Source organism: Candidatus Kurthia intestinigallinarum (genome assembly GCF_003991225.1).
GTDB lineage: Bacteria > Bacillota > Bacilli > Bacillales_A > Planococcaceae > Kurthia > Kurthia populi.
This window is the reverse complement of the sequence record NZ_JTFC01000012.1, coordinates 25,587-45,464: the sequence shown is the minus strand read 5'-3', so window position 1 is coordinate 45,464 and position 19,878 is coordinate 25,587. Positions and strand designations below refer to the sequence as shown.

Sequence of the window (19,878 nt, the reverse complement as noted above, 5' to 3'; positions counted from 1 at the left end):
CATTTTATCAAAATATAAAATGATTGATTTATAAAAAAGCTCCAATGCTTTAAAGCATTGGAGCTTTTTTCATAGTAGTCTAGTTCTAACCGTTCTCTTTAAACTATGCGGTGATATCTGATTTCATAAACGTGATAAAAGCGATGACTAAAAAGATAATCGCATAAATGATTTGAATCATGATAGCAAATGGGAATGAGACATCGAGTATGCCTTGCCCATGATAAATGCCTTCTAAATCTTGCACTGCAAACCAAATAAATTTGATAAATTCGTATTTTGTTAAGAACAATGTAATGGTTGTTGATAATAGTGAAATAAAAATAGTTAATCCAATTGCAAGGCTGCTTGAACGGAATACCACACCTAGCATAAAGGCGAATAACATACTCATGATTATGGCGATAAATTGGAAGCCAAATGACATAAAGATACTTTTCCAAATATTCACTTCTGTTACTTGTCCATTATCCATTATTAAATTTGCACCGGTCGCATTACCGAAAAATAGTAGCGCAACAATATAGTTTAAAACGATTGTGACAATTGATAATAGCACAGCGAATTCTACAACGGCTAATAGTTTTGATAGTAGAATTTTAAAGCGAGATACTGGACGTGTCAGTAACATTTTAATTGTGCCCTTTGAAAATTCACTTGAAACAATGCCACCGGCTACAATGACAACAAACAGTAGCACAAACATCATAAAATATGGCGCAGCTTGCATATGACCTTGCACGCTTTCTGAGCTAAGTGGTGCCACATTATTGTCTAAGCGATATTGTGAAATGGCAATAGTCTCTTCGAGGTCTTTCTTCGTGGTCTCGTCAATACCTTCCTCATCTAGCATTTCTTTGTTAGCAGCGATTGTACTTTGTTCGTCTGCTTTCCAGTTACTCGAATCACTTGCAATAGAATTTGATAAAATGCCGTAGCCGACAATTGCTAAAACAAGAAGTGCCAGCATAATCCAGCTACCTTTTTTAGCCCATATCTTCATGCGTTCATTTTGTATGAGTTGGAACATGCATGTCACCTCCTGTTACTTGTAAGAATTGATCTTCGAGTGATTCCTGATAAGGAGTTACTGCGTAAATGGCGATATTTTTTTCGACGAGCTGTGCAATAAGTGCTGGAACTTGGTCGCGTTCGATATCAACAATTGTAAAGTTTTCTAATTGTGTAAATGTATAATTGTATGAATTCAATATTTCTAGACCTTCATTTTCAATATCGAAGCGGTAACGACTTTGCTGCGATGCACGAATGTCACGTGTTTCAACAATTTGTCCTCGTTGAATAATAATGATACGGTCGCACATTAATTCAATTTCAGTTAATAAGTGACTTGATACTAATACCGCCACGCCTTCTTCATCAGCTAATTTCCGAAGTAATACGCGTAGTTCACGAATACCAGCAGGGTCTAAGCCATTTGTTGGTTCGTCCAAAATTAAAAATTTTGGCTTATGCAGTAGTGCCTGTGCAAGGCCGAGACGCTGACGCATACCAAGTGAATAAGTCGAAACTTTTTCGTGAATTCGGTCCGTTAAACCAACTTGATCGATAATGCGTGCAAGCTCGTCTTTTGATGCCTTATCATGCATACGTGCAAAATGCAGTAAATTTTTATAGCCTGATAAATAGCTATACATCTCGGGATTTTCAACGATAACTCCAACTGGGCGAATAGCTTCGCTGAAATTTTTCTGCATCGAAATACCACCAATTTCGACCTCGCCACTTGTTGGCTTCATAAGACCGGTCATAATACGAATGGTCGTTGTTTTACCAGCGCCATTCGGTCCGATAAAGCCTGTAATTTGTCCAGGTATTAAATCAAAATTAATTGCTTGAATAATTTGTTTGCCACGAATCGTCTTTGATACGTTTTTGACGCGTACGAATGGCTCCATTTAGTCCACCCTCTCATATTGTGATTTCATCCAGCTAACTGCGTCCTGTTTCCATTCTTTTCGAATGTCCTCCATTGCTTCGTACGATAAAATTTTGCCGTCATGGAGCAATAGCAAACCATCAGTAATACGCTCTACTTCACTTAATTCATGTGTAGATAATAAAATAGTTTGCTTTGAGAGGTCTGTAAATTCCATTAACCCGTCAATTAATTGAGCCCGGACAATTGGGTCAAGTCCACTGAATGGCTCGTCTAGTAAATAGTAGGGCGTATTACGTGCAAGCACGACAGCCATTTTCAAACGTCCACGCTGGCCTTTTGATAAATCTTTGATCAGTTTTGAGCCATCGATTTTCAAAAATTCAGCAATTTCATAGGCTTTATTTAAGCAAAAATCATCGAAAACCGTATCATAAAATTCAAAAACCTGATCACCTGTGCGTTTTAAAAAATAGTTATCCGTGTCGGGCATATAGCTTACATGTTTTGAAACCAGATTTGTCACTGGATGCTGATTGTATGAAATTTTGCCGTTTGTGGGCTGCATTGTGCCCGCAAGGAGACGAAGCAGCGTTGACTTCCCGCTACCATTCTCACCAGTAAGCGCAATGACCTTCCCAAGTGGTAATGTAAAGGATATGTTCGATAAAACGGTTTTCGAACCATAGGCATAACTTAAATTTTGAATGGTATACATAGAAACCTCCTCCTTCTTATAAAGACGTTATCGTTGCGCACCACGTTCCACTTACTTCAGCATAATGCGTTTTGTCCACATCAGCCCTCCGAAGAAACAAGCTAGGGAAATAATGAAAAGAAAGGTGTCCTCAAAAATATGCACATTCGTATAAAAATTTTCAATGTTCAAAAATCGGTGGCTATTCACTTCTTTAAATTTAAACAGGCTATTATATGTCGGTCCGATTTCTATAAAATGCTTGTAGACATAACTTTGCTCAAAACGGTAAAACAATACGGTTCCTACGATAAGTAACACTAAAAAGACGAGATAACACCATTTACCGATATATTTTGTACAAATATGCCATAGTGGGAAAAGAACTAAGGACACCGCGAGCATCGTTAGTAGCGCATAGAGTAGTACAAAAAACATCAATGTTAAGACGGCTGTGATTAGTTGCAGTGAATACGCATCATCATGCAATAATGCAAAGAGCATGGATGAAAGAATGCCGATAAGCGCAAGTGAACTAATGCAGAGCTCAACAAGCAGACGACTACATATGATTTTCCAAATTGGAATAGGTAAGTAAAAAGAGAGGTCCCGTTCATTATATAAGCGTTGTAGCTCGCTTAGTGTATGGAATAGTGTTTGAACTAATATAAGAAATAACGCGACTAAGCAAATAATAAATGAAATCTCTGACACGTCGAGTTGTTGAATAACAAAATGATGCATTAAAAATGGTAATAACCAAATCAAAATAAGCATCGAAAAAAGAAATGACATCGTATACGATATGTTTTTCAACCATTGCTCTCGAACAATTTCCAGAAAGATCAAGATAGATCACCTCACAATCTTTAGTCTATAGGACCATCATATACTAACTGTATTACTATAAGAAATAAAAAAGATAAAAAATGGATTTTTTTGTTAATTAATATCCTATCTGTTATAGTACACAAATACGCTCGTTTAAATTATTATTTTCTGTTTAGAAACTTTATTTTCTTTTTCAAGTAAGTAATCTTTTGAGAAATGTCGAAAAATCGCTTATTTGTGTCAAAATTGTGTATTGTTTGATGAAAACGGTTAATATTTGTTTTAGAAAGAAAAAAACAGCACGAAACAGCAGTCAGGGGGAACTACATATGAAAAATATTACAACAGTACGTATGCCTATTGCAGACCCATCAGGAATCGGTTTATTCGGTCTAGCAATCGTAACATTCGTCGCATCAACACAAAAATTAGGATGGACAGAGGGTCTTGGATTCGTTTTACCATGGGCGATTCTTCTTGGAGGATTTGCACAAATATACGCGTCAATTCTAGATGCAAAATTAAATAACACATTCGGTGCGACAGCCTTTGCCGCATACGGATTTTTCTGGTTAGCAGTTGGAGGTAGCTGGATGGCACAAGCTGGCTTACTTGGCGAATCATTTGCAGCCGTTGATCCAAAACAATTAGGTGTCGTTTACTTAGGTTATTTAGTATTTACAATCTTTATGACAATCGGTGCACTTGAAACAAACAAAGTGTTATTCTTTATCTTCTTCATGATTAACTTCCTATTCCTAGGCTTATCACTAAGCTCATTAGGTATCATGGAGCACGCAATGCATGAAGTAGCAGCTTGGTCTGAACTGATTGTGGCATTACTTGGCCTATACGGTGCAGGTGCTAACACATTAAACAAACATTTCGGCTTTGCATTCTTACCACTAGGCAAACCATTTGGCGTTATCACACGTGAGCGCTATGCTGCAAAACATGGTGAGCAAGCAGCAGAACAAGCATCATCACACTAATTATGTAGAAGCAGGAATCGCATATGATTCCTGCTTTTTTCTATCTAAGCGTGTATTTGATAAAGGTCTATCTATCAGAATGAATTGGTACATAGGAGAGCGCTAGCATAGACTATTTGAATAAAAGTATAATTATATAAAATCATAATCGTACAAAAAACTAGATTAATAATAGATAGGCATTCTTTTTTTGATAAGTATGAGCCTTTTCAATACGCTACACGCTATCGTATAACAAACTGCTAATAAACGCTTTTGACTATGGCATGATTGGTGACTGCAAACATGATATGATAGGAATAGCTATAAGTAATAGTTAGTTCACATATGTTAGACATGGAACGAAAAAAAAGTATAGTTGTATAAAATGATAAATCTATAAAAGGTTGTGATGACAATTATTCAAAGTACATATCAAGATTTAAAAGGGCATTATAAGAAGGCAATTATTCAATTTGGGATTATTGGCGTCATTATCGCTGTTGCGACTTATGTTGGTTTAAGCGTCGGTAAAGTAGATGTCATGAAAATTATGGAGCAAATCATGGATATGCTTGGCGGCAAGGAAGCTGTCGAGGAGCTATCAAAGCAAGAAAGGCATGAAACGTTTTGGCATATTTTCTCGAATAACTGGATGGTTTGTGCACAGGTATTGTTACTAGCACTCATTCCGCTACCGCTATATATGATTACATTTGCGGTTAATAGTGCGATGATTGGTATGGTAGCCTACATTATGCATGGTACAGGACAGGGTGTTTTCAAAAGTTTTGTGCTAGGTATTTTACCACATGGTATTATCGAGCTACCGATGATTATTATTGCGATTGCCATTGCCATGAAAATAAACAATGCTATCTACAAATGGATTTTTTCGAAATTCCAGAATAACCAAATCGGTACAGAAATTAAAAAAGCATTGCTGCAACTCATTTTCGTTTTAACACCAGGAATGCTTGTAGCAGGACTTATTGAGAGTTATATTACCCCTATTCTACTTGCATGGGGTTACCGTTAATAGTAACAAGGGACTTTTTTCATAAAGTCCCTTTTTTTGTATGGATATAACGGGTATAGTTAAACAGAGTATGTGATTTTAAAAGGAGGGATAACCCCATGACACTCGCATTGTCGAACGTTACGAAGAAATACCGTGATTTCGTCGCTGTGGACCATATCGATTTTACGATTAATCGCGGCGAGATTTTTGGCCTTATTGGACAAAATGGTGCTGGTAAGACGACAACATTCCGGATGATTTTGAATTTGCAAGATACGACGGAAGGTGAAATTTTATGGAATGGCGAATCAGTGAATAACTTGAATCGTGATTTTCTAGGCTATTTACCAGAAGAGCGCGGCATTTATCCACAAATGAAAGTAGAAGAACAGCTTTACTTTTTCGGTGAATTACACGGGAAAAGTAAAAAGGAGCTAAAGCCACGAATTGATTACTGGCTTGAGCGTTTTGATTTAGAGGAAAAGCGTAAGGTCAAAGCAGAAACCTTATCGAAAGGGAATCAGCAAAAGGTACAGCTGATTGCGAGTTTTATTCACGAACCACAATTTTTAATTTTAGATGAACCGTTTAGTGGACTCGATCCGGTGAATCGTGAATTGTTAATGTCAGCGATTATTGAGCTGCGCGATAAGGGCGTGACGATTTTATTCTCTAGTCACCAGATGGATAATGTCGAGGAGCTATGTGACCGTCTATGTATTTTAAAACGAGGGAAATCGCTGTTTTCAGGAGATTTACAAGAATTAAAAGAGCAATATGGTAAGGTGAATTTACGTGTGCGTACGGCGATGACGAAGCCGGAGCTTGCGGCACTTGATGGCGTTGTAAATGTAAAACAAACGAATGACGGCTATACACTGCGCCTAGAGAATGAAACGCATGGGCCAGCGCTATTTGAGCGAATTGGGCGTGGACAGTATATCGAAAAATTCAGTATGGATTATTTATCGCTTGATGAAATCTTTAAATTGAAAGTAGGTGGCAAAGATGGACAGAACACTCCTGCTCATTAAGCAAAACTACTTGCAGAAGGTGAAGGCGAAATCATTTATTTTAATGACGCTATTATACATGGCAGTCATCTTAGTAGCTGTCAATTGGACATCGATTAAAGATGTATTTTCAGGTGATGATCAGGTAAAGGTCGCGCTCGTTGATGAAACGAAGCAACTCGGTGCGACATTCCCTGAAAAGGGGGATGTGGAATTTGAGGCAACAACGGAAGACCGGAAAACACTTGAAAAGAAAGTGAAGGATGGCGATTATGACGGCGCATTGATTTTAACAGGTAAGGATTCAAAATTAAATGCGCAGTTTATCACTTATGATTCACCCTCGCTAGCGACACAGCAAACGGTTGAAACACATGTGGATACAGCCAGTAAATTATATGGTATTCAGCAGTTAAATTTATCATCCGATGAGGCAGAAACGTTATTAAATGCACAAACGGTCATTGATGAGGTTTCATTGAAAAAGGATGACAGTGGAAAAAGCTCTGCATCGAAAATGATTGGGATTGGCGTATCATACGTCATGGGCTTCTTAATTTACTTATTCGTTATCACATATGCATCCATGATTACAACCGATATTGCATCGGAAAAAGGCTCACGTGTGCTTGAAGTACTAATGGCGTCAATTCGCCCAAATCAGCATCTAATGGGCAAAATCGTTTCGGTATTCTTACTAGGTTTTACGCAAATTGTCATTTTAGTCGTTACTGCACTTGTTGGCTTAAAATTAGCTAAGGCTGATCTATGGTCGACTGCGGCGGATATGTTAAAGGATTTATCAGGCGCGTACATTTGGATTGTCATTGGCTTCTTCCTATTAACAATGCTGCTGTATTTAACACTAGGTGCATTGATGGGGTCCCTCGTATCAAAAGTTGAGGAAGCAGGGCAAGCAACAATGCCACTTATGATGCTTATGATGGCGGGCTTCTTCAGCCTTGTATATGGTATGACAAATCCAGATACCATTCTTGTGAAAATCTTATCATTCGTACCATTTACTTCAGGGATGCTGATGCCGCTTCGCTATAGCTCAACGGATTTAAGTTTGAGCATGGCTATCATCTCACTCGCTATTTTATTCATCACATTGGTAGTCGTATTTATGGCGACTGTGGCACTTTATCGCCGCAGTGTACTGACATATAGTACGGGTAGTATTTGGACGAAATTTAAAAATGTATGGAAATTTACGACGTAATAATAGAGGGAATCGCAAATAATGCGGTTCCTTTTTTTTATATTTGTATAATTTGATAAAAGAATAAAAATCAATTTTAACAGGCATTGGTCATTGAATGAAATAAATTTGCTTCATGAGTATGAAGAGAGAGAGGACACGGAGTTAGATTTTTTGGTGAGCCAGAAAAAAATCGCGATAAGGCTAGAAAGCGTGTTTTGGCTACGACATAATTGAAAATATGTGCCAAACAAGGACAAAACACGTACATAAAAAGCCTATACTTACTAAATATCCTGCATATGCTGTCAACAAAAATTTTTATTTACTACTTTCAGCGCAAATAATCACGATTTTTAAGAAACGAAAAAGGCGTATTTTAGCCGCTAGAGCCCGAAAATCGACCCATTTTCACGAATTTCGGGCGATTTTTAGTTGTATGCTGCTCAAAACAGCGCGTGTGCTGTCATTTATTCAAGTCATACAAAAAATGCGACATCAAGCCCCGAAATGAAACAAGCGCTGTGTGGAAAATATCCCTCGGAGCGCCGAAATGAACCCAAAATGTGGCAAAACGGGAAGATAAGAGCCGATTTTTTAATGAAGTGGTTAACAAAGCATCACAACTATCGCCATATAAATCGTATTTATTTGTGATAATGATTAAACAAAGCGGATGCTTAGTACATCAGTAAGCAAAATGACATACAGTTGGCGCATATTCAGAAATATGTCGTAGCCAAAACACGCTTCTTGAGATAATCGGTGATTTAGGAGAAATCATTTTACGGTGATGATTTAAAATTAGAAGCTGTGTTTTTTTAAGTGGAATTAGTGAATCGTAAAAAATAATGTAGCATTTTTTAAATTTGAATTTCCACACAATTATAGGTTCCGTGCAATTCCTTTGGAGTTAGTATTAGATAATTTTAAGTGAGACTTCTATATAGTAAATTTATTAGGAAGCATTGTATTTTATTTGTTTTCCCTCAGAGTATTTTTCCTCAAAAAAAGCATTGGGTAGGAATCGGATGAGTGCGAATGTCATAAAGATTTCAAGGTGAATTATTTGATTAAGAACAAATGTTCCTGTTAAAATAGTAAAAAAGGAGGTGTTTGTTATGCCATATAAAGCCTATAAATTTCGTCTCTATCCGAACAAAAAACAACAAGCACTCATTCATCAAACGTATGGTCATTGCCGTTTTGTCTACAACCATTTCCTTGAGTTTTGGAATACGTCCTATAAAGCGGAAGGAAAAGGATTGAACCGTTCTTTGATGTCTAAATTACTAACAAAAATGAAACAGCAAGATGATACCGCTTGGCTACGAAATGTAGATAGTGTGGCATTACAAGCCTCCTATGAAAATCTATTCGCTGCATTTGAACAGTTCTTTAAGAAGCAAAATAACTACCCGCGTTTTAAAAGTAAGAAAAACCCTGTTCAAAGCTACACAACAAAGAATATAAACAACAATATCGCGATTGTCAGCAAACGAATCAAACTGCCGAAGCTCGGGCTTGTGAAATTCAAACAAACCTGTAGATTAGAAGGTCGCATTATGCGCGCAACCATTAAATACAATGCGAGTGGTACGTTTTACGTGTCTGTCCAATGCGAAGTACCAGACTTTAAGCCATTGCCTCAAACAAAGGAAGCTGTAGGAATTGATTTAGGTATCACCGATTTTGCGATTCTGTCTAATGGACGTAAAGTGGATAACCAACGCTTTACGAAGAAGATGGAACAGAAATTAAAACGGGAGCAGCGTAAATTATCACGTAGGTATGAACAAGCAAAAAAAGATAATCGAGATTTAAAGAAAAGTAAAAACTATCAAAAACAACGCATGAAAGTCGCACGATTGCGCGAACGTGTGGCGTTTCAGCGGGAAGATTTCTTGAACAAACTATCAACGGAACTAATTCGTCAATACGACATTATCTGCTTAGAAGATTTACACATCAAAGGCCTGTTGAAAAATCATAAACTAGCGAAAGCGATTAGTGATGTTTCCTGGTCCTCTTTTGTGCAAAAACTGATGTATAAGGCAAAATGGTACGGACGTGAAGTCGTGAAGGTTTCACGCTTCTACCCATCTAGTCAAATTTGTCATGCATGTGGTCATTATGATTGTAAGAAGTCACTCGATATTCGTGCATGGACTTGCCCATCTTGTTTTACGACATTAGACCGCGACATCAATGCAAGTCGTAATATTTTAGGAGAAGGGCTAAGGATTTTAAATAACCCAACCGTAGGGACTACGGGGATAGCCTACTAAAAAAAGTGAAGCCACTGTTTCGAGCAGTTGGAAACAAGCAAGCACTGTTCGTAGGAATCTCCCACTTCAAGCACGTTCGTTAAAACGGCTAAGTGGGGTTGTTCAACTGAACATAGTGGGTTTTAACGCCCGTTACTAAAAATACGTATCTTCCAACTACTTCGAATTCATGGAATTCTTTAAAGTAACGCATCCAAATCCTTATATGCAAATCCTCTGAAAGATATGTCATTTGTCATGAAAATAGCTCCCTATGTATATATTTGATGAAAAGCGGGTACTATCAATTAGATATATCATGAAAATAGGAGGGTTTGTGTTGAAAAGATATAGTGCAACGACTTATGCCATCCTTGGTTTGCTGACGACGCATTGTCGCACCGGCTATGATATAAAGCGCATGATTGATACGAGTTTGTCTCATTTCTGGAAAATAAGCTATGGACAAATTTATCCGTCATTAAAGCTATTAGTAGAAGATGGCTTGATTGAGCGTCATGATCAGACAGGCAGTACAAAAGTCGAACGTGTGGAATACACATTGACTAATGAAGGTCAGGAATTGTTAAAACAATGGTTGCAAGAGCCAGTGGAGAAATTTTCGAATGAAAAAAATGAAGTGTTGCTGCGCTTATTTTTAAGTGATGAAGAACAGACCACTACAACAATTCAGCAAATAGAGAAGTATCGCGCTGTACAGTATGAAAAGCTTGAAACGTATGAATTAATCGAGCATAGCTTGCGTACAGGGCCAGTGACGATGCATCGAAAGCGTGGACTGCTAACTTTACAGTTTGGTAAAAAAATGTCGCGCGCAATTGTTGAATGGTGTGATGAAACAATTACAGAGTTACGCTAATTTTCTATGAAAGTGTTTAAAAATATAAAATAATAATTGTATAAAAAGCTGACACTATATAGTGTCAGCTTTTTTGGCGTTATAAAATATGGGGCCAAATTGTCTCTAGTGATTGTGCAATTTGAATCGTTTTGGGTGAGATAGAAGAGGATGCGGCACCTTCTCCACCAATGAAAAAATGAGTAGCTGGATGCTTATTAGCGAATTCATCCAGTTGTTTTAGATACGCTATATCTTCTAGAGGAAGTCTAGTCGTTGCAGAAAGAAGTACGACTCTTGGCTTAAATTCTTCGACAAAATCTTCAATGGTTCCAGGAGCAGGTAATTGACCAATTAAAAAAATTCGAGCTCCCTTTAATTGAATTTGTAGTAATAGAATATGCAAAGGTAGTTCATGTTGCTCATTTGGTAAACAGGCCCCCATCACCAACTTAGCATTTGGTGGAACGGGTATTTGGTGACTAAGCTCAATTAAATGATGCTGTAGTAAGGTAGAAGAAAATTTCTCCTGATATTCAGCCCATTGTTTAGTCGCCCAACGATTTCCTACTTCTTTTAAAAAAGGTTGGACAATTTCTTGCAAGTAGGTCACTAAACCACATTGCTGATGGGCTTGATGAAGTGTGTAGGAAAATTTTTCTTCATTACACTGCGCACCATAGGCAAGTAATTTAAAGAAAAAAGAGTGACTTGGAAGTGCAGAGGTATCCTTCATATAAATTACGTCATTGGTCGCATCAATTGCTTTTTTTAATGATAATCCCTGCTCCATTTTTTTACTTAAAGTGTATAAAAATGCTACTTGATGATTCGAATATCGTCGATAACTATTTGATAGTCTCATTGGTTTCAAAAAATCATAGCGTTCCTCCCATTTTCGTAATGTATCTTTTTTAATCCCCGTAATTGCTGAAACATCTGCAATAGTGAAATGTTCTAAAGAATCATGCATACAGTTGCCCCCCTTGTGAATTCTAATTATAGCTGGAATTATTCTTTTGTCCAATATTTTAAAATAAAGGTTTGACAAAAATGAAATAGCGGTATACTTTAATTATACTGAGTAGTATAAATAAATTAGACTCATACAAGTGTTTAAGTATAGAAAATATATTTTTTAGGAGGCCATTTACGTGAAAAAAATTTATGTTATTGGTGCAGGTCCTGGTGGATTGACATCAGCCATGTTGTTAGCAAATGCAGGGTATGAGGTAGAGGTATTTGAAAAAGAAAATTTTGTTGGTGGACGAACGAGTGCAATTCAAATAGGGGAGTATACATTTGATCGCGGTCCAACGTTTTTAAATATGATGTATTTAATTCGAGAAATTTTTGAATTAACGGGCCGAAAGCTAGAAGATTATGTGGAGCCAATTGCACTCAAGCCTTTATATGAGCTTGTATATGCAGATAAACGTTTTACGGTGAGTTCAAACTATGAAGAAATGATGAATACGATTGCTACTACTTTTCCCGGAAATGAGCATGGTTATACACGTTATTTACAAGAAACACATAAAAAATTGGAGGCGCTATCGCCACTCCTACAACGAAAAATGGATAGTGTAACCGATTTAATGAGTCCAGAGGCAATTAAGGCTTTACCAGAGCTAGAATTTGGGAAGTCGTTAATGGACAAATTAGGGGAGTATTTTAATGATGAGGAATTGCAGCTTGCCTTTACATTCCAATCAAAATATTTAGGGATGTCTCCGTGGAGCTGCCCGGGCGCCTTTTCAATTCTCTCTTATATTGAGCAAGCATATGGCATTTATCACTTAAAGGGCGGTTTGAATCAATTAACGAAAGCGATGGCGACAGTTCTTGAAGAAATGAATGTCAAAATTCATTTAAATACACCAATTCAAGAAGTAGTTCAGTATAAAAAACGTATTGAGGGCATTCGTCTTGAATCAGGTGAATTACTTCATTGTGATGATGTCGTCATCAATGCAGACTTTGGCTATGCGATGACGAAACTCTTAAAAAATACGAAGAGTCGCCAGTGGTCACCGCAAAAAGTTGAGAAAAAACAATATTCTTGCTCGACATTTATGCTGTATTTAGGCATTGATACGCAGTATGACTTACAGCATCATACGATTTTATTTGCGGAAGATTACCGCAAAAATATGGAAGAGATTTCAGATACAAAATTATTGTCAAAAGACATGTCCATCTATGTGCAAAATCCTGTTGTAACAGATGATTCACTTGCACCAGAAGGGAAATCAACATTATATGTATTAGCTCCTGTACCGAACAATTTCAGTGATATTGAATGGGAAGAAGTGAAGCATGAGTATCGCGCGCTATTATTGAAAACATTAGAGGAGCGTCTAGGTTTAACAGATTTAGAGGCGCATATCGAAGAGGAAATGATGTTCTCACCAGTTGACTGGGAGCAGAAGATGAATGTTTATAAGGGCGCAACGTTTAATTTAGGGCATCAGCTAAATCAAATGATGACATTCCGCCCGCATAATCATTTCTCACCATATGAGAATTGCTGGTTAGTAGGTGGTGGTACACATCCGGGTAGTGGTCTGCCAATTATTATTGAGTCTGCGCGTATTTCGGCGAATTTAATTTTAGAACGCGATGGTGAGAAAACGTATCCAATCAAGCCGCTTCCAAAGGAACTCGACTATCGTATTACGGAATTGAGCCATGCGGTGCTATAAGTTATACATCATTTGGTTTTTAGTTGGCATGATTCTGGTCGGCTTTGATTTAATTCCAAGTTGGCTAGAGTGGGCGAATAGTGTCTTTCTCATTCTTGCGGGTTGTGTAGCAGTTGGTTATGCGATGGAAACCTTTGGGAAAAAGCGAGGGCTTATCGCAAGCATTCTTATTGGTGTAGCAACCTTCACTATTGAAGGCATGAGCGCGCATTTTGATATTTTTTTCGGGAGCTATGATTATACGAATCGCTTCCCACCACTCCTATTTGGTGTACCCATTGGGATTGGTTTTGCCTGGATTGTCATGATTATGGCTGGACATGCGCTAACACTATCGTTTAAAACCCGTCTAGTTAAGGCACTCGTCGCTGCGCTGTATGTTGTCGTACTCGATTTAGTGCTCGACCCCGTAGCATATGTTGTGAAGGGGTACTGGTTATGGGATAGTGAAAGTGCGTATTACGGTATACCGTTTAGTAATTTCTTTGGCTGGTTTTGCATTGCCTTTGTCGTGCAGCTGCTATTGCCGCGCATAAAACAATTACCGTCAAAACAAAGTATTCACCGCATGAAGATGGTGTTTTGGACAATTGTTGTGTTATTTATTTGGATTGCGCTATTAGCAAAACTCTATATGGCATGTATTGTCGCCGTGATTAGTTTTAGTCTACTTCAGATAGGAAGGAGATTTTATAATGGAGCGAAAAAAACTTAGCTATTCCATGTTTCACATCGGACAGAAACTATTTTTAAGACGCATGTTTCGTTCGATGCGCGTGAAGCTTAGTCGGATTGAACAGCCATCGATCATCGTTGTTAATCATAGTAGTTTTTATGATGCACTCGTATTATTTGAATTAGACCGGCGTGGGTATTTACCGAAAAATCGTATTGTCGGGATGAGTGCAGCTGGCTTAAAGAAATTTCCGATTTTTAAAAAGCTTGGTACTGTTCCAATTTCACAACCGATTAAACTTTCGGAGTATAAGGAATTACTGCGTCTTGCACAGACACATACGATTATATTATTTCCGCAAGGGGTCGAAGAGCATGCGGAGAAGCGGCCGCTGACGATTCAACCAGGAGTGGAGCGCTTGATGAGTCGATTTCCAAAATATAAGCTGCTTTTTATCTCCATTTATTATTCCTTTACAGATGGCGTACGTGGAGATATTGCATGTCAGCTGACGCCAAAGGTACAGCCTGTAAATATACAACAAATGATGACAACAGAAATTGACACATTAAAGGCAAGTGTTATCACAAATGATCTGAAGGGCTTTACACGCCTATGGTAATCATACTGCCATTTATTATTGGTGTTTTATGGTTAGTTATAAATGTGCAATTTTTGCGGCGTATGACGATTCAAAGCCATTCGAATCCTTCCATTAGCGTATTAATTCCGCTTCGAGATGAGGCAACGAATGTCCAACGTCTAATGAAAAACCTGCATAACATAGACTATGAGCAGGCAGAATTTCTTTTTTATGATGATCAATCGACGGATGGCACGGCCACGCTTCTTCAAGAAAATCAGTCACTCGACACGCGTTTTCGTCTATTATATGGTGATGCCTTACCAAGTGATTGGCACGGGAAGCCGCATGCCTGTCAGCGTTTGGCTGAGCAGGCAACGGGTGATATTTTCGTATGGATTGATGCCGATGTGACGCTTCATCCAAAGGCGCTTTTGGCAACTGCGACGATGTTTGAACGGCCAATTGATGCACTATCAGGTTTTCCGCGCTTTGAGATGCGAAATTGGCTCGAAAAATTACTGACGCCATTGCTTCATTTTTTTGTTCATGCGCATTTACCAATTTATTTGGCGAATCGTCAGTGTATGCCAGCAGCGACTGCGGCAAGTGGTGCCTTTATTGCGGTTCGCCGGGATGCCTATTTTGAAATAGGTGGGCATACAGCGGTGAAGAATGAGGTAGTCGAGGATGTCGCGCTGTTTCGAATGTTAAAAAAATCGGGCAAGCGCGCTATGCTCTACAATATTACCGATTTTGTGTCGTGTGCGATGTATGCAACGATTCGTGATACATGGCATGGTTTTCAAAAAAATTGCTTTCGAGGTATTCAGCATTCCTATGTCCTTGGTTGTTTGCTCATTCTTTTTTATAGCATATATTTTGTGATGCCTGGTGTATTATTCATTATTGGGCTTAGTACACAGCATCTTTTATACACATTGCCATTCATCTGCATTACCGCTATGCGCCTAGTCAGTGATTATGTTGCAAAGCAGCTATCGATTTTTAGCTTATTGATGCCGGTCAGTGCATGCGCGTATTGTGTGTTATTAGGTACGACAATGATTCAAACTGCACGTAAAAAATCGATGTATTGGAAGGGGCGAAAGCTATGAAAAAACGTGCCATTATTATTGGTGGAGGGCTAGGGGGAATGGCTGCGGCACTCACGCTTAGTCGTCACTATGATGTGCATATTTTTGAGAAAAATGCTTGGCTTGGTGGCAAAATGCAGTCGATTCAAGTCGGGGAGCATCAATTTGATTATGGTCCTAATACACTGACGATGCCACGTTACTTTTGGGAATTGGTTGCACCGTTTGGTGATGCAAAAAAGCTACTGCCTTTTAAAAAGCTCGACAATGCCACGAAGCATCAGTGGGGAGAGCATGAAGTAACCTTTACGACGAATCGTCACAACATGCAACAACAGCTTGCGGCCATTGATCCGGTAAGTGCCGCGAATTATCCTGCTTTTTTAGAGGAAGTGACGCGCCTTTTCAAGTTAAGTGAAAAAGCTTTTTTAACGAAAACCTTTTTTTCAATCAAAGATTATGTAAAGCCAAGTCTCCTTTATCATTTAGTACAGGCACATCCTTTTGAAACATTGGACACCTTTTTAGCGCGCTATTTTCCGCATCCTACAGTCCGTCAGTTATTCGGCCGCTTTGCAACGTATATTGGCTCATCGCCCTATGCTTCTCCGGCGACTTTTGCGATGATTGCCTATTTTGAATTAGTAGATGGTACGTATTATTTAGACGGCGGAGCAACGACGATTGCACGTGTGCTAGAGGAATTACTATTAGAGCAGGGTGTACATATTCATATTAATGAGCAAATTGAAAAGTTGGCGATGGCAAATAACGAAGTAACATTTTGTGAAACTGCTAAAGGACAGTACAGCGCAGATATGATTATTAGTGATATTGATTATGCAGTGGCGCAGACATTATTAGGGCGACAGCCACGCACGTATGAGTTATCGACATCAGCTTATGTCGAGCTTATTACACTCAAAGAGCCGGTGCCGCTGCATTATCACAATGTATTATTTAGCGATGATTACAAGGCGGAATTTCAATTTCTTCGAAACTCTCAATTAGCAAATGAGGCGACGGTGTATAGCTGTTATCCATATGCCGCTACTAAAGAAGGGCATCCAGGATTATTTGTATTAGTAAATGCCCCTGCAAAAACAGCGCTGTCGATGAAAAAAGCACAGCAGCAAGTCAACGAGGCACTAACGCGTTGGGGGATTAATACTTCACAAATCGAAGCACGAAAACAGCTACCACCAAGCTATATTGCCGAGACATTTCATGTGATGCAAGGCGCAATTTATGGTCAGGCATCCAATTCATTACGCGGCAGTTTTTTCAGACCAGCAAATAAAGACTCAAGACTTAAAAATGTGTATTTTGTTGGCGGGACAGTGCATCCAGGTGGCGGCTCACCAATTGTTGTAAAGGGTGGCTATGAGGTAGCTAAACGTATTATTGTAGAAAATAATAATTGTATAAAATAATTAAAAAGACTTTTTGTAAAATAGTAAAATAATACAATTGTATAATTTTCTGTTTTGATAATATAAATAGGCTTTGACATACGTGTAAAAACACTCGCTCCTAGGAGCATAAGAAAAACCGGAATCGCGCGGTGGCGCGGTTCCGGTTTTTCGTTGCAAACGCTAAAAAGGAAAATGACGTGTTTTGTGCCAGTTTATTTACGTTAAGCGAATACCATCCCAAAGGTAGGTGATGCCTTCATGTTGTTTCACCGCTTTAACACGACCATCTTGTGAAATCACAAAAACGATAGCTGCCGGATTGTATTTTGCGTAGCGAATAGCAGAGCGGTGTCGCGTACCATAGGACGTAATTTTTAGAACACGTGATTCTCGCGCATGCGGAGATAGTGCTTGCTTGATCGAGCTCAATTTGTCATTCGTTAGGCGGATTTCTGTACCAAAGCCAAGCACCTCTAAATGATCATTCATCACGACAGCGCCGTCAACCTCTGATAGTGACGCAATGAAATGCTCATGCTCGGCAATTCGCTCATTTGCCTCTTTTACATGAAATACTTTGTCGACCATATTCATTGGTTGTTGCTGCCCAAGATAGGTTGAGAAATCACTTGCTAATGTTTTCGTCAATTGACTCATCTCAGGCATGGCTTTCATTTTATGAAGCCAATTTAAATGTTCAACGGTGTTGACAAGTTTTGGCCAAATCGCCGGTCCACGCATTTCATATTTCATATCGAGCGCATGGGGATCAGCCGTAAAGGTGGACGGGACAATAATGAGTGTACCACCATGACGTTCTTTTTCAATAAGTTTCAACATATTACTAAGGGTTCTAAAGTATACTTTTTTCGCTAAATTTCTTGAGCCTTTTCCGGCAATAAATAATTCCGTTAAAACCTCTTCAAAATGCTGTCCGATAATCCCTTCACTAATTGTTCGAGCCGGATATTTTACAAGCTGGCCACCACTTAGGCGATACAATTCCTCACTTCCGGCACTCGCAATCAGTTCACCCGGCTCGAAAACACTGAGTGTAAATAAATGAGAGGACGGGGCCACAAGCGACAGCATTTCATCTTTAATGCGCGAAAATGTATTTTCTACAGGAAGTACACCCCATACGACAAGTTCGTCTGAGTTAGTTTGTGAGATATGCTTTTGCGCACAAATAGCCAAAATGCTTTTTTCCGGATCAAATGCCGGACAGAGCCGCTTGATTTCACTTTTTGTGAAGGGAATTGGATGATCAAAAAACGTAGGTGCTTTCGTATCACTAAGTACAGACGACAGCTCATGTGGATTCAAATAGGTCACCTTTGCGGTACTCGGTCGCGCCTCTTCCTTCGCAAAACTTAAATGATACATGATATGTAGCATAGTAAGTAATTCATCATCATTTGGAAAATGCACGATTGGCTCAGGTAAATCATGTGTTTTTAAATAATGCTGCCAGTCACTCTTGGTTCGTTCAACGAGGTCTGGTGGATAAAGGTAGTTCATAGAACCCCTCCTTTTTCTTCAGTATAACGTATTAAAAAATCAGATGCGATAAATGGTTTTTATAAATATCTGTAAATATTTTACACTGTAGTAGGGATGCAGAACATGAATGAACAAAAAAATATATTTATTGATACAGAGCCATTAGGACTTGCTGGGGAAAAGTAAAAAGTGCATATGCAGGAAAGGACTGTTTAGGTTATCTAAAATATCCATTGGTTCCAAAAGGAAAAGATTTTCGTTATGAACCGGATATTTTACTATTAGACCGTGAATATGGGGCGATTATTAACGAAGTAAAAGGCATTCAAATTGAGCAACCGGTGACGATTAATGGCCATCAGTGGGATCATCAAAATTTTTATACAGCAACAAGTCAATAAAATAACGTATAAAAACAGCGCCTATTTCAAAAGTAGACGCTGTTTCTTTGATTAAGCTATTAATTTTTGAACGAATGACCATGTAATAATGAATGTCGTTAAAAAACCTGTAGCTACGAGAGTGATTAATTTTTGCTTATTCAGTTGTTTCGTAGGTTTCAGTAGCTCCTTTGACACAACAATCCAAATAATAATGGAGAACATAGCAATGACTAGTAGTAAGGGACTGGACATACAAACAACTCCTTTTTACATTAATTTACCATAAATAAGCCAATTTAGTTCTCAAAAGCTATTTGCTATGAAAGTTTATTGTATTTTGGTAAAATATAACAAAGGAGGTTGTGCTTTGAACAGCATATGGTTCAAAATTATAGTAGCTTGTCAAAACGTACGGTATTTGGGAAGTGTCGTCTTTTTAGAGGCACTGCTTTTAATTGGTGATATGTCATTGTTTGTGACATTTCCAGGGTTGTTTTTTGCATTAATTGGGCTGAATATCTTTGTGGTATTAAAGAAAAAAATCACATCTAAATTGTTTGATTTGGCGGTGGCGTCGCCTTTCCTATTACCTATTATGGTACAGCTATATGAGGAACTAGCGATGATCACGTATTAAAAAACTGAAAATTGAAATAATAAATCTAATTTAGAGGTTTAATGCGCGATCAAGGTCTCGCTCAGCTATGTATGCTCGTATCAGTTATCTTAAAAACAGTATAGTACCTAATCAGG

General features: G+C 38.4%; 20 protein-coding genes. 13 read left to right on the top strand and 7 right to left on the bottom strand.

The annotated features are described in order from the left end of the window. Positions 1 to 103: 103 nt before the first annotated feature. The 4 genes from QI30_RS04145 to QI30_RS04130 are packed head-to-tail and all read right to left on the bottom strand — an operon-like array spanning position 104 to position 3,446. Positions 104 to 1,030 carry an ABC transporter permease gene (locus tag QI30_RS04145; RefSeq protein ID WP_126989691.1) on the bottom strand — a complete coding sequence of 309 codons (927 nt, stop codon included), beginning with the start codon at positions 1,028 to 1,030 and terminating at the stop codon, positions 104 to 106. Then, the gene (locus QI30_RS04140) at positions 1,008 to 1,919 is read right to left on the bottom strand and encodes an ABC transporter ATP-binding protein (RefSeq protein ID WP_126989690.1); all 912 of its coding nucleotides are present in this window, start codon (positions 1,917 to 1,919) and stop codon (positions 1,008 to 1,010) included. The genes QI30_RS04145 and QI30_RS04140 overlap by 23 nt, the downstream gene beginning before the upstream one ends. Continuing rightward, the gene (locus QI30_RS04135) at positions 1,920 to 2,618 is read right to left on the bottom strand and encodes an ABC transporter ATP-binding protein (protein WP_126989689.1); all 699 of its coding nucleotides are present in this window, start codon (positions 2,616 to 2,618) and stop codon (positions 1,920 to 1,922) included. A 51-nt stretch (positions 2,619 to 2,669) separates the two neighbouring features. Beyond that, positions 2,670 to 3,446, bottom strand: a complete 777-nt coding sequence (locus QI30_RS04130) for a hypothetical protein (protein WP_126989688.1) — start codon at positions 3,444 to 3,446, stop codon at positions 2,670 to 2,672. 311 nt (positions 3,447 to 3,757) lie between these two features. Here QI30_RS04130 and QI30_RS04125 point away from each other — a divergent pair, with 311 nt between their 5' ends. The 6 genes from QI30_RS04125 (at position 3,758) to QI30_RS04100 (ending at position 10,784) form a co-directional block, all read left to right on the top strand. Further along, positions 3,758 to 4,420 carry an acetate uptake transporter gene (locus tag QI30_RS04125; RefSeq protein ID WP_126989687.1) on the top strand — a complete coding sequence of 221 codons (663 nt, stop codon included), beginning with the start codon at positions 3,758 to 3,760 and terminating at the stop codon, positions 4,418 to 4,420. Positions 4,421 to 4,811: 391 nt separating this feature from the next. After that, positions 4,812 to 5,438 carry a stage II sporulation protein M gene (locus tag QI30_RS04120; protein WP_126989686.1) on the top strand — a complete coding sequence of 209 codons (627 nt, stop codon included), beginning with the start codon at positions 4,812 to 4,814 and terminating at the stop codon, positions 5,436 to 5,438. A gap of 98 nt (positions 5,439 to 5,536) precedes the next feature. Further along, a complete protein-coding gene (locus tag QI30_RS04115; RefSeq protein WP_126989685.1) occupies positions 5,537 to 6,454 on the top strand; it encodes an ABC transporter ATP-binding protein in 918 nt (305 codons plus the stop codon). Beyond that, positions 6,429 to 7,658, top strand: coding sequence for an ABC transporter permease (locus QI30_RS04110; RefSeq protein ID WP_126989684.1), 1,230 nt, complete (start codon positions 6,429 to 6,431; stop codon positions 7,656 to 7,658). The genes QI30_RS04115 and QI30_RS04110 overlap by 26 nt, the downstream gene beginning before the upstream one ends. Before the next feature lie 1,100 nt (positions 7,659 to 8,758). Further along, a complete protein-coding gene (gene tnpB / locus QI30_RS04105; protein WP_126989683.1) occupies positions 8,759 to 9,925 on the top strand; it encodes an IS200/IS605 family element RNA-guided endonuclease TnpB in 1,167 nt (388 codons plus the stop codon). Between the two features lie 319 nt (positions 9,926 to 10,244). Continuing rightward, on the top strand, positions 10,245 to 10,784 hold the full coding sequence (locus QI30_RS04100; RefSeq protein WP_158620956.1) for a PadR family transcriptional regulator: 540 nt from the start codon (positions 10,245 to 10,247) through the stop codon (positions 10,782 to 10,784). Positions 10,785 to 10,863: 79 nt separating this feature from the next. Here the strand turns inward: QI30_RS04100 and QI30_RS04095 are convergent, their stop codons facing one another. Beyond that, a complete protein-coding gene (locus QI30_RS04095) occupies positions 10,864 to 11,736 on the bottom strand; it encodes a MerR family transcriptional regulator (protein WP_126989681.1) in 873 nt (290 codons plus the stop codon). A 181-nt stretch (positions 11,737 to 11,917) separates the two neighbouring features. On the opposite strand from QI30_RS04095, the gene QI30_RS04090 reads away from it, so the two are divergent. From QI30_RS04090 to QI30_RS04070, 5 genes are read left to right on the top strand one after another with little or no spacing between them, the layout of a single operon-like run. Continuing rightward, complete coding sequence (locus QI30_RS04090) at positions 11,918 to 13,468, top strand: phytoene desaturase family protein (protein WP_126989680.1); 1,551 nt, start codon at positions 11,918 to 11,920, stop codon at positions 13,466 to 13,468. Beyond that, positions 13,455 to 14,183, top strand: a complete 729-nt coding sequence (locus tag QI30_RS04085; RefSeq protein WP_126989679.1) for a carotenoid biosynthesis protein — start codon at positions 13,455 to 13,457, stop codon at positions 14,181 to 14,183. Before QI30_RS04090 ends, QI30_RS04085 begins: the two co-directional genes overlap by 14 nt. Beyond that, on the top strand, positions 14,164 to 14,766 hold the full coding sequence (locus tag QI30_RS04080; RefSeq protein ID WP_126989678.1) for a lysophospholipid acyltransferase family protein: 603 nt from the start codon (positions 14,164 to 14,166) through the stop codon (positions 14,764 to 14,766). Before QI30_RS04085 ends, QI30_RS04080 begins: the two co-directional genes overlap by 20 nt. Next, entirely contained in the window at positions 14,760 to 15,845 is a 1,086-nt protein-coding gene (locus QI30_RS04075) for a glycosyltransferase (protein ID WP_126989677.1), read from the top strand. The genes QI30_RS04080 and QI30_RS04075 overlap by 7 nt, the downstream gene beginning before the upstream one ends. Then, the gene (locus QI30_RS04070) at positions 15,842 to 17,257 is read left to right on the top strand and encodes a phytoene desaturase family protein (RefSeq protein ID WP_126989676.1); all 1,416 of its coding nucleotides are present in this window, start codon (positions 15,842 to 15,844) and stop codon (positions 17,255 to 17,257) included. Before QI30_RS04075 ends, QI30_RS04070 begins: the two co-directional genes overlap by 4 nt. A 198-nt stretch (positions 17,258 to 17,455) precedes the next feature. Here QI30_RS04070 and QI30_RS04065 read toward each other — a convergent pair whose 3' ends face one another. Next, on the bottom strand, positions 17,456 to 18,760 hold the full coding sequence (locus QI30_RS04065; RefSeq protein WP_126989675.1) for a putative sensor domain DACNV-containing protein: 1,305 nt from the start codon (positions 18,758 to 18,760) through the stop codon (positions 17,456 to 17,458). 215 nt (positions 18,761 to 18,975) lie between these two features. Between QI30_RS04065 and QI30_RS20320 the strand changes: the two genes are divergently transcribed. Continuing rightward, positions 18,976 to 19,143, top strand: coding sequence for a hypothetical protein (locus QI30_RS20320; protein WP_158620955.1), 168 nt, complete (start codon positions 18,976 to 18,978; stop codon positions 19,141 to 19,143). Between the two features lie 51 nt (positions 19,144 to 19,194). Here QI30_RS20320 and QI30_RS04060 read toward each other — a convergent pair whose 3' ends face one another. Beyond that, on the bottom strand, positions 19,195 to 19,377 hold the full coding sequence (locus tag QI30_RS04060; protein WP_126989674.1) for a hypothetical protein: 183 nt from the start codon (positions 19,375 to 19,377) through the stop codon (positions 19,195 to 19,197). Positions 19,378 to 19,492: 115 nt separating this feature from the next. On the opposite strand from QI30_RS04060, the gene QI30_RS04055 reads away from it, so the two are divergent. Then, on the top strand, positions 19,493 to 19,762 hold the full coding sequence (locus tag QI30_RS04055; RefSeq protein WP_126989673.1) for a hypothetical protein: 270 nt from the start codon (positions 19,493 to 19,495) through the stop codon (positions 19,760 to 19,762). Positions 19,763 to 19,878 lie beyond the last annotated feature (116 nt).

Bases quoted from the DNA above. Each gene is read 5' to 3' on its own strand.
- QI30_RS04145 (WP_126989691.1), bottom strand. From the start codon at position 1,030: ATGTTCCAACTCATACAAAATGAACGCATGAAGATATGGGCTAAAAAA.
- QI30_RS04140 (WP_126989690.1), bottom strand. From the start codon at position 1,919: ATGGAGCCATTCGTACGCGTCAAAAACGTATCAAAGACGATTCGTGGC.
- QI30_RS04135 (WP_126989689.1), bottom strand. From the start codon at position 2,618: ATGTATACCATTCAAAATTTAAGTTATGCCTATGGTTCGAAAACCGTT.
- QI30_RS04125 (WP_126989687.1), top strand. From the start codon at position 3,758: ATGAAAAATATTACAACAGTACGTATGCCTATTGCAGACCCATCAGGA.
- QI30_RS04120 (WP_126989686.1), top strand. From the start codon at position 4,812: ATGACAATTATTCAAAGTACATATCAAGATTTAAAAGGGCATTATAAG.
- QI30_RS04115 (WP_126989685.1), top strand. From the start codon at position 5,537: ATGACACTCGCATTGTCGAACGTTACGAAGAAATACCGTGATTTCGTC.
- QI30_RS04110 (WP_126989684.1), top strand. From the start codon at position 6,429: ATGGACAGAACACTCCTGCTCATTAAGCAAAACTACTTGCAGAAGGTG.
- tnpB (WP_126989683.1), top strand. From the start codon at position 8,759: ATGCCATATAAAGCCTATAAATTTCGTCTCTATCCGAACAAAAAACAA.
- QI30_RS04095 (WP_126989681.1), bottom strand. From the start codon at position 11,736: ATGCATGATTCTTTAGAACATTTCACTATTGCAGATGTTTCAGCAATT.
- QI30_RS04085 (WP_126989679.1), top strand. From the start codon at position 13,455: ATGCGGTGCTATAAGTTATACATCATTTGGTTTTTAGTTGGCATGATT.
- QI30_RS04080 (WP_126989678.1), top strand. From the start codon at position 14,164: ATGGAGCGAAAAAAACTTAGCTATTCCATGTTTCACATCGGACAGAAA.
- QI30_RS04075 (WP_126989677.1), top strand. From the start codon at position 14,760: ATGGTAATCATACTGCCATTTATTATTGGTGTTTTATGGTTAGTTATA.
- QI30_RS04070 (WP_126989676.1), top strand. From the start codon at position 15,842: ATGAAAAAACGTGCCATTATTATTGGTGGAGGGCTAGGGGGAATGGCT.
- QI30_RS04065 (WP_126989675.1), bottom strand. From the start codon at position 18,760: ATGAACTACCTTTATCCACCAGACCTCGTTGAACGAACCAAGAGTGAC.
- QI30_RS04060 (WP_126989674.1), bottom strand. From the start codon at position 19,377: ATGTCCAGTCCCTTACTACTAGTCATTGCTATGTTCTCCATTATTATT.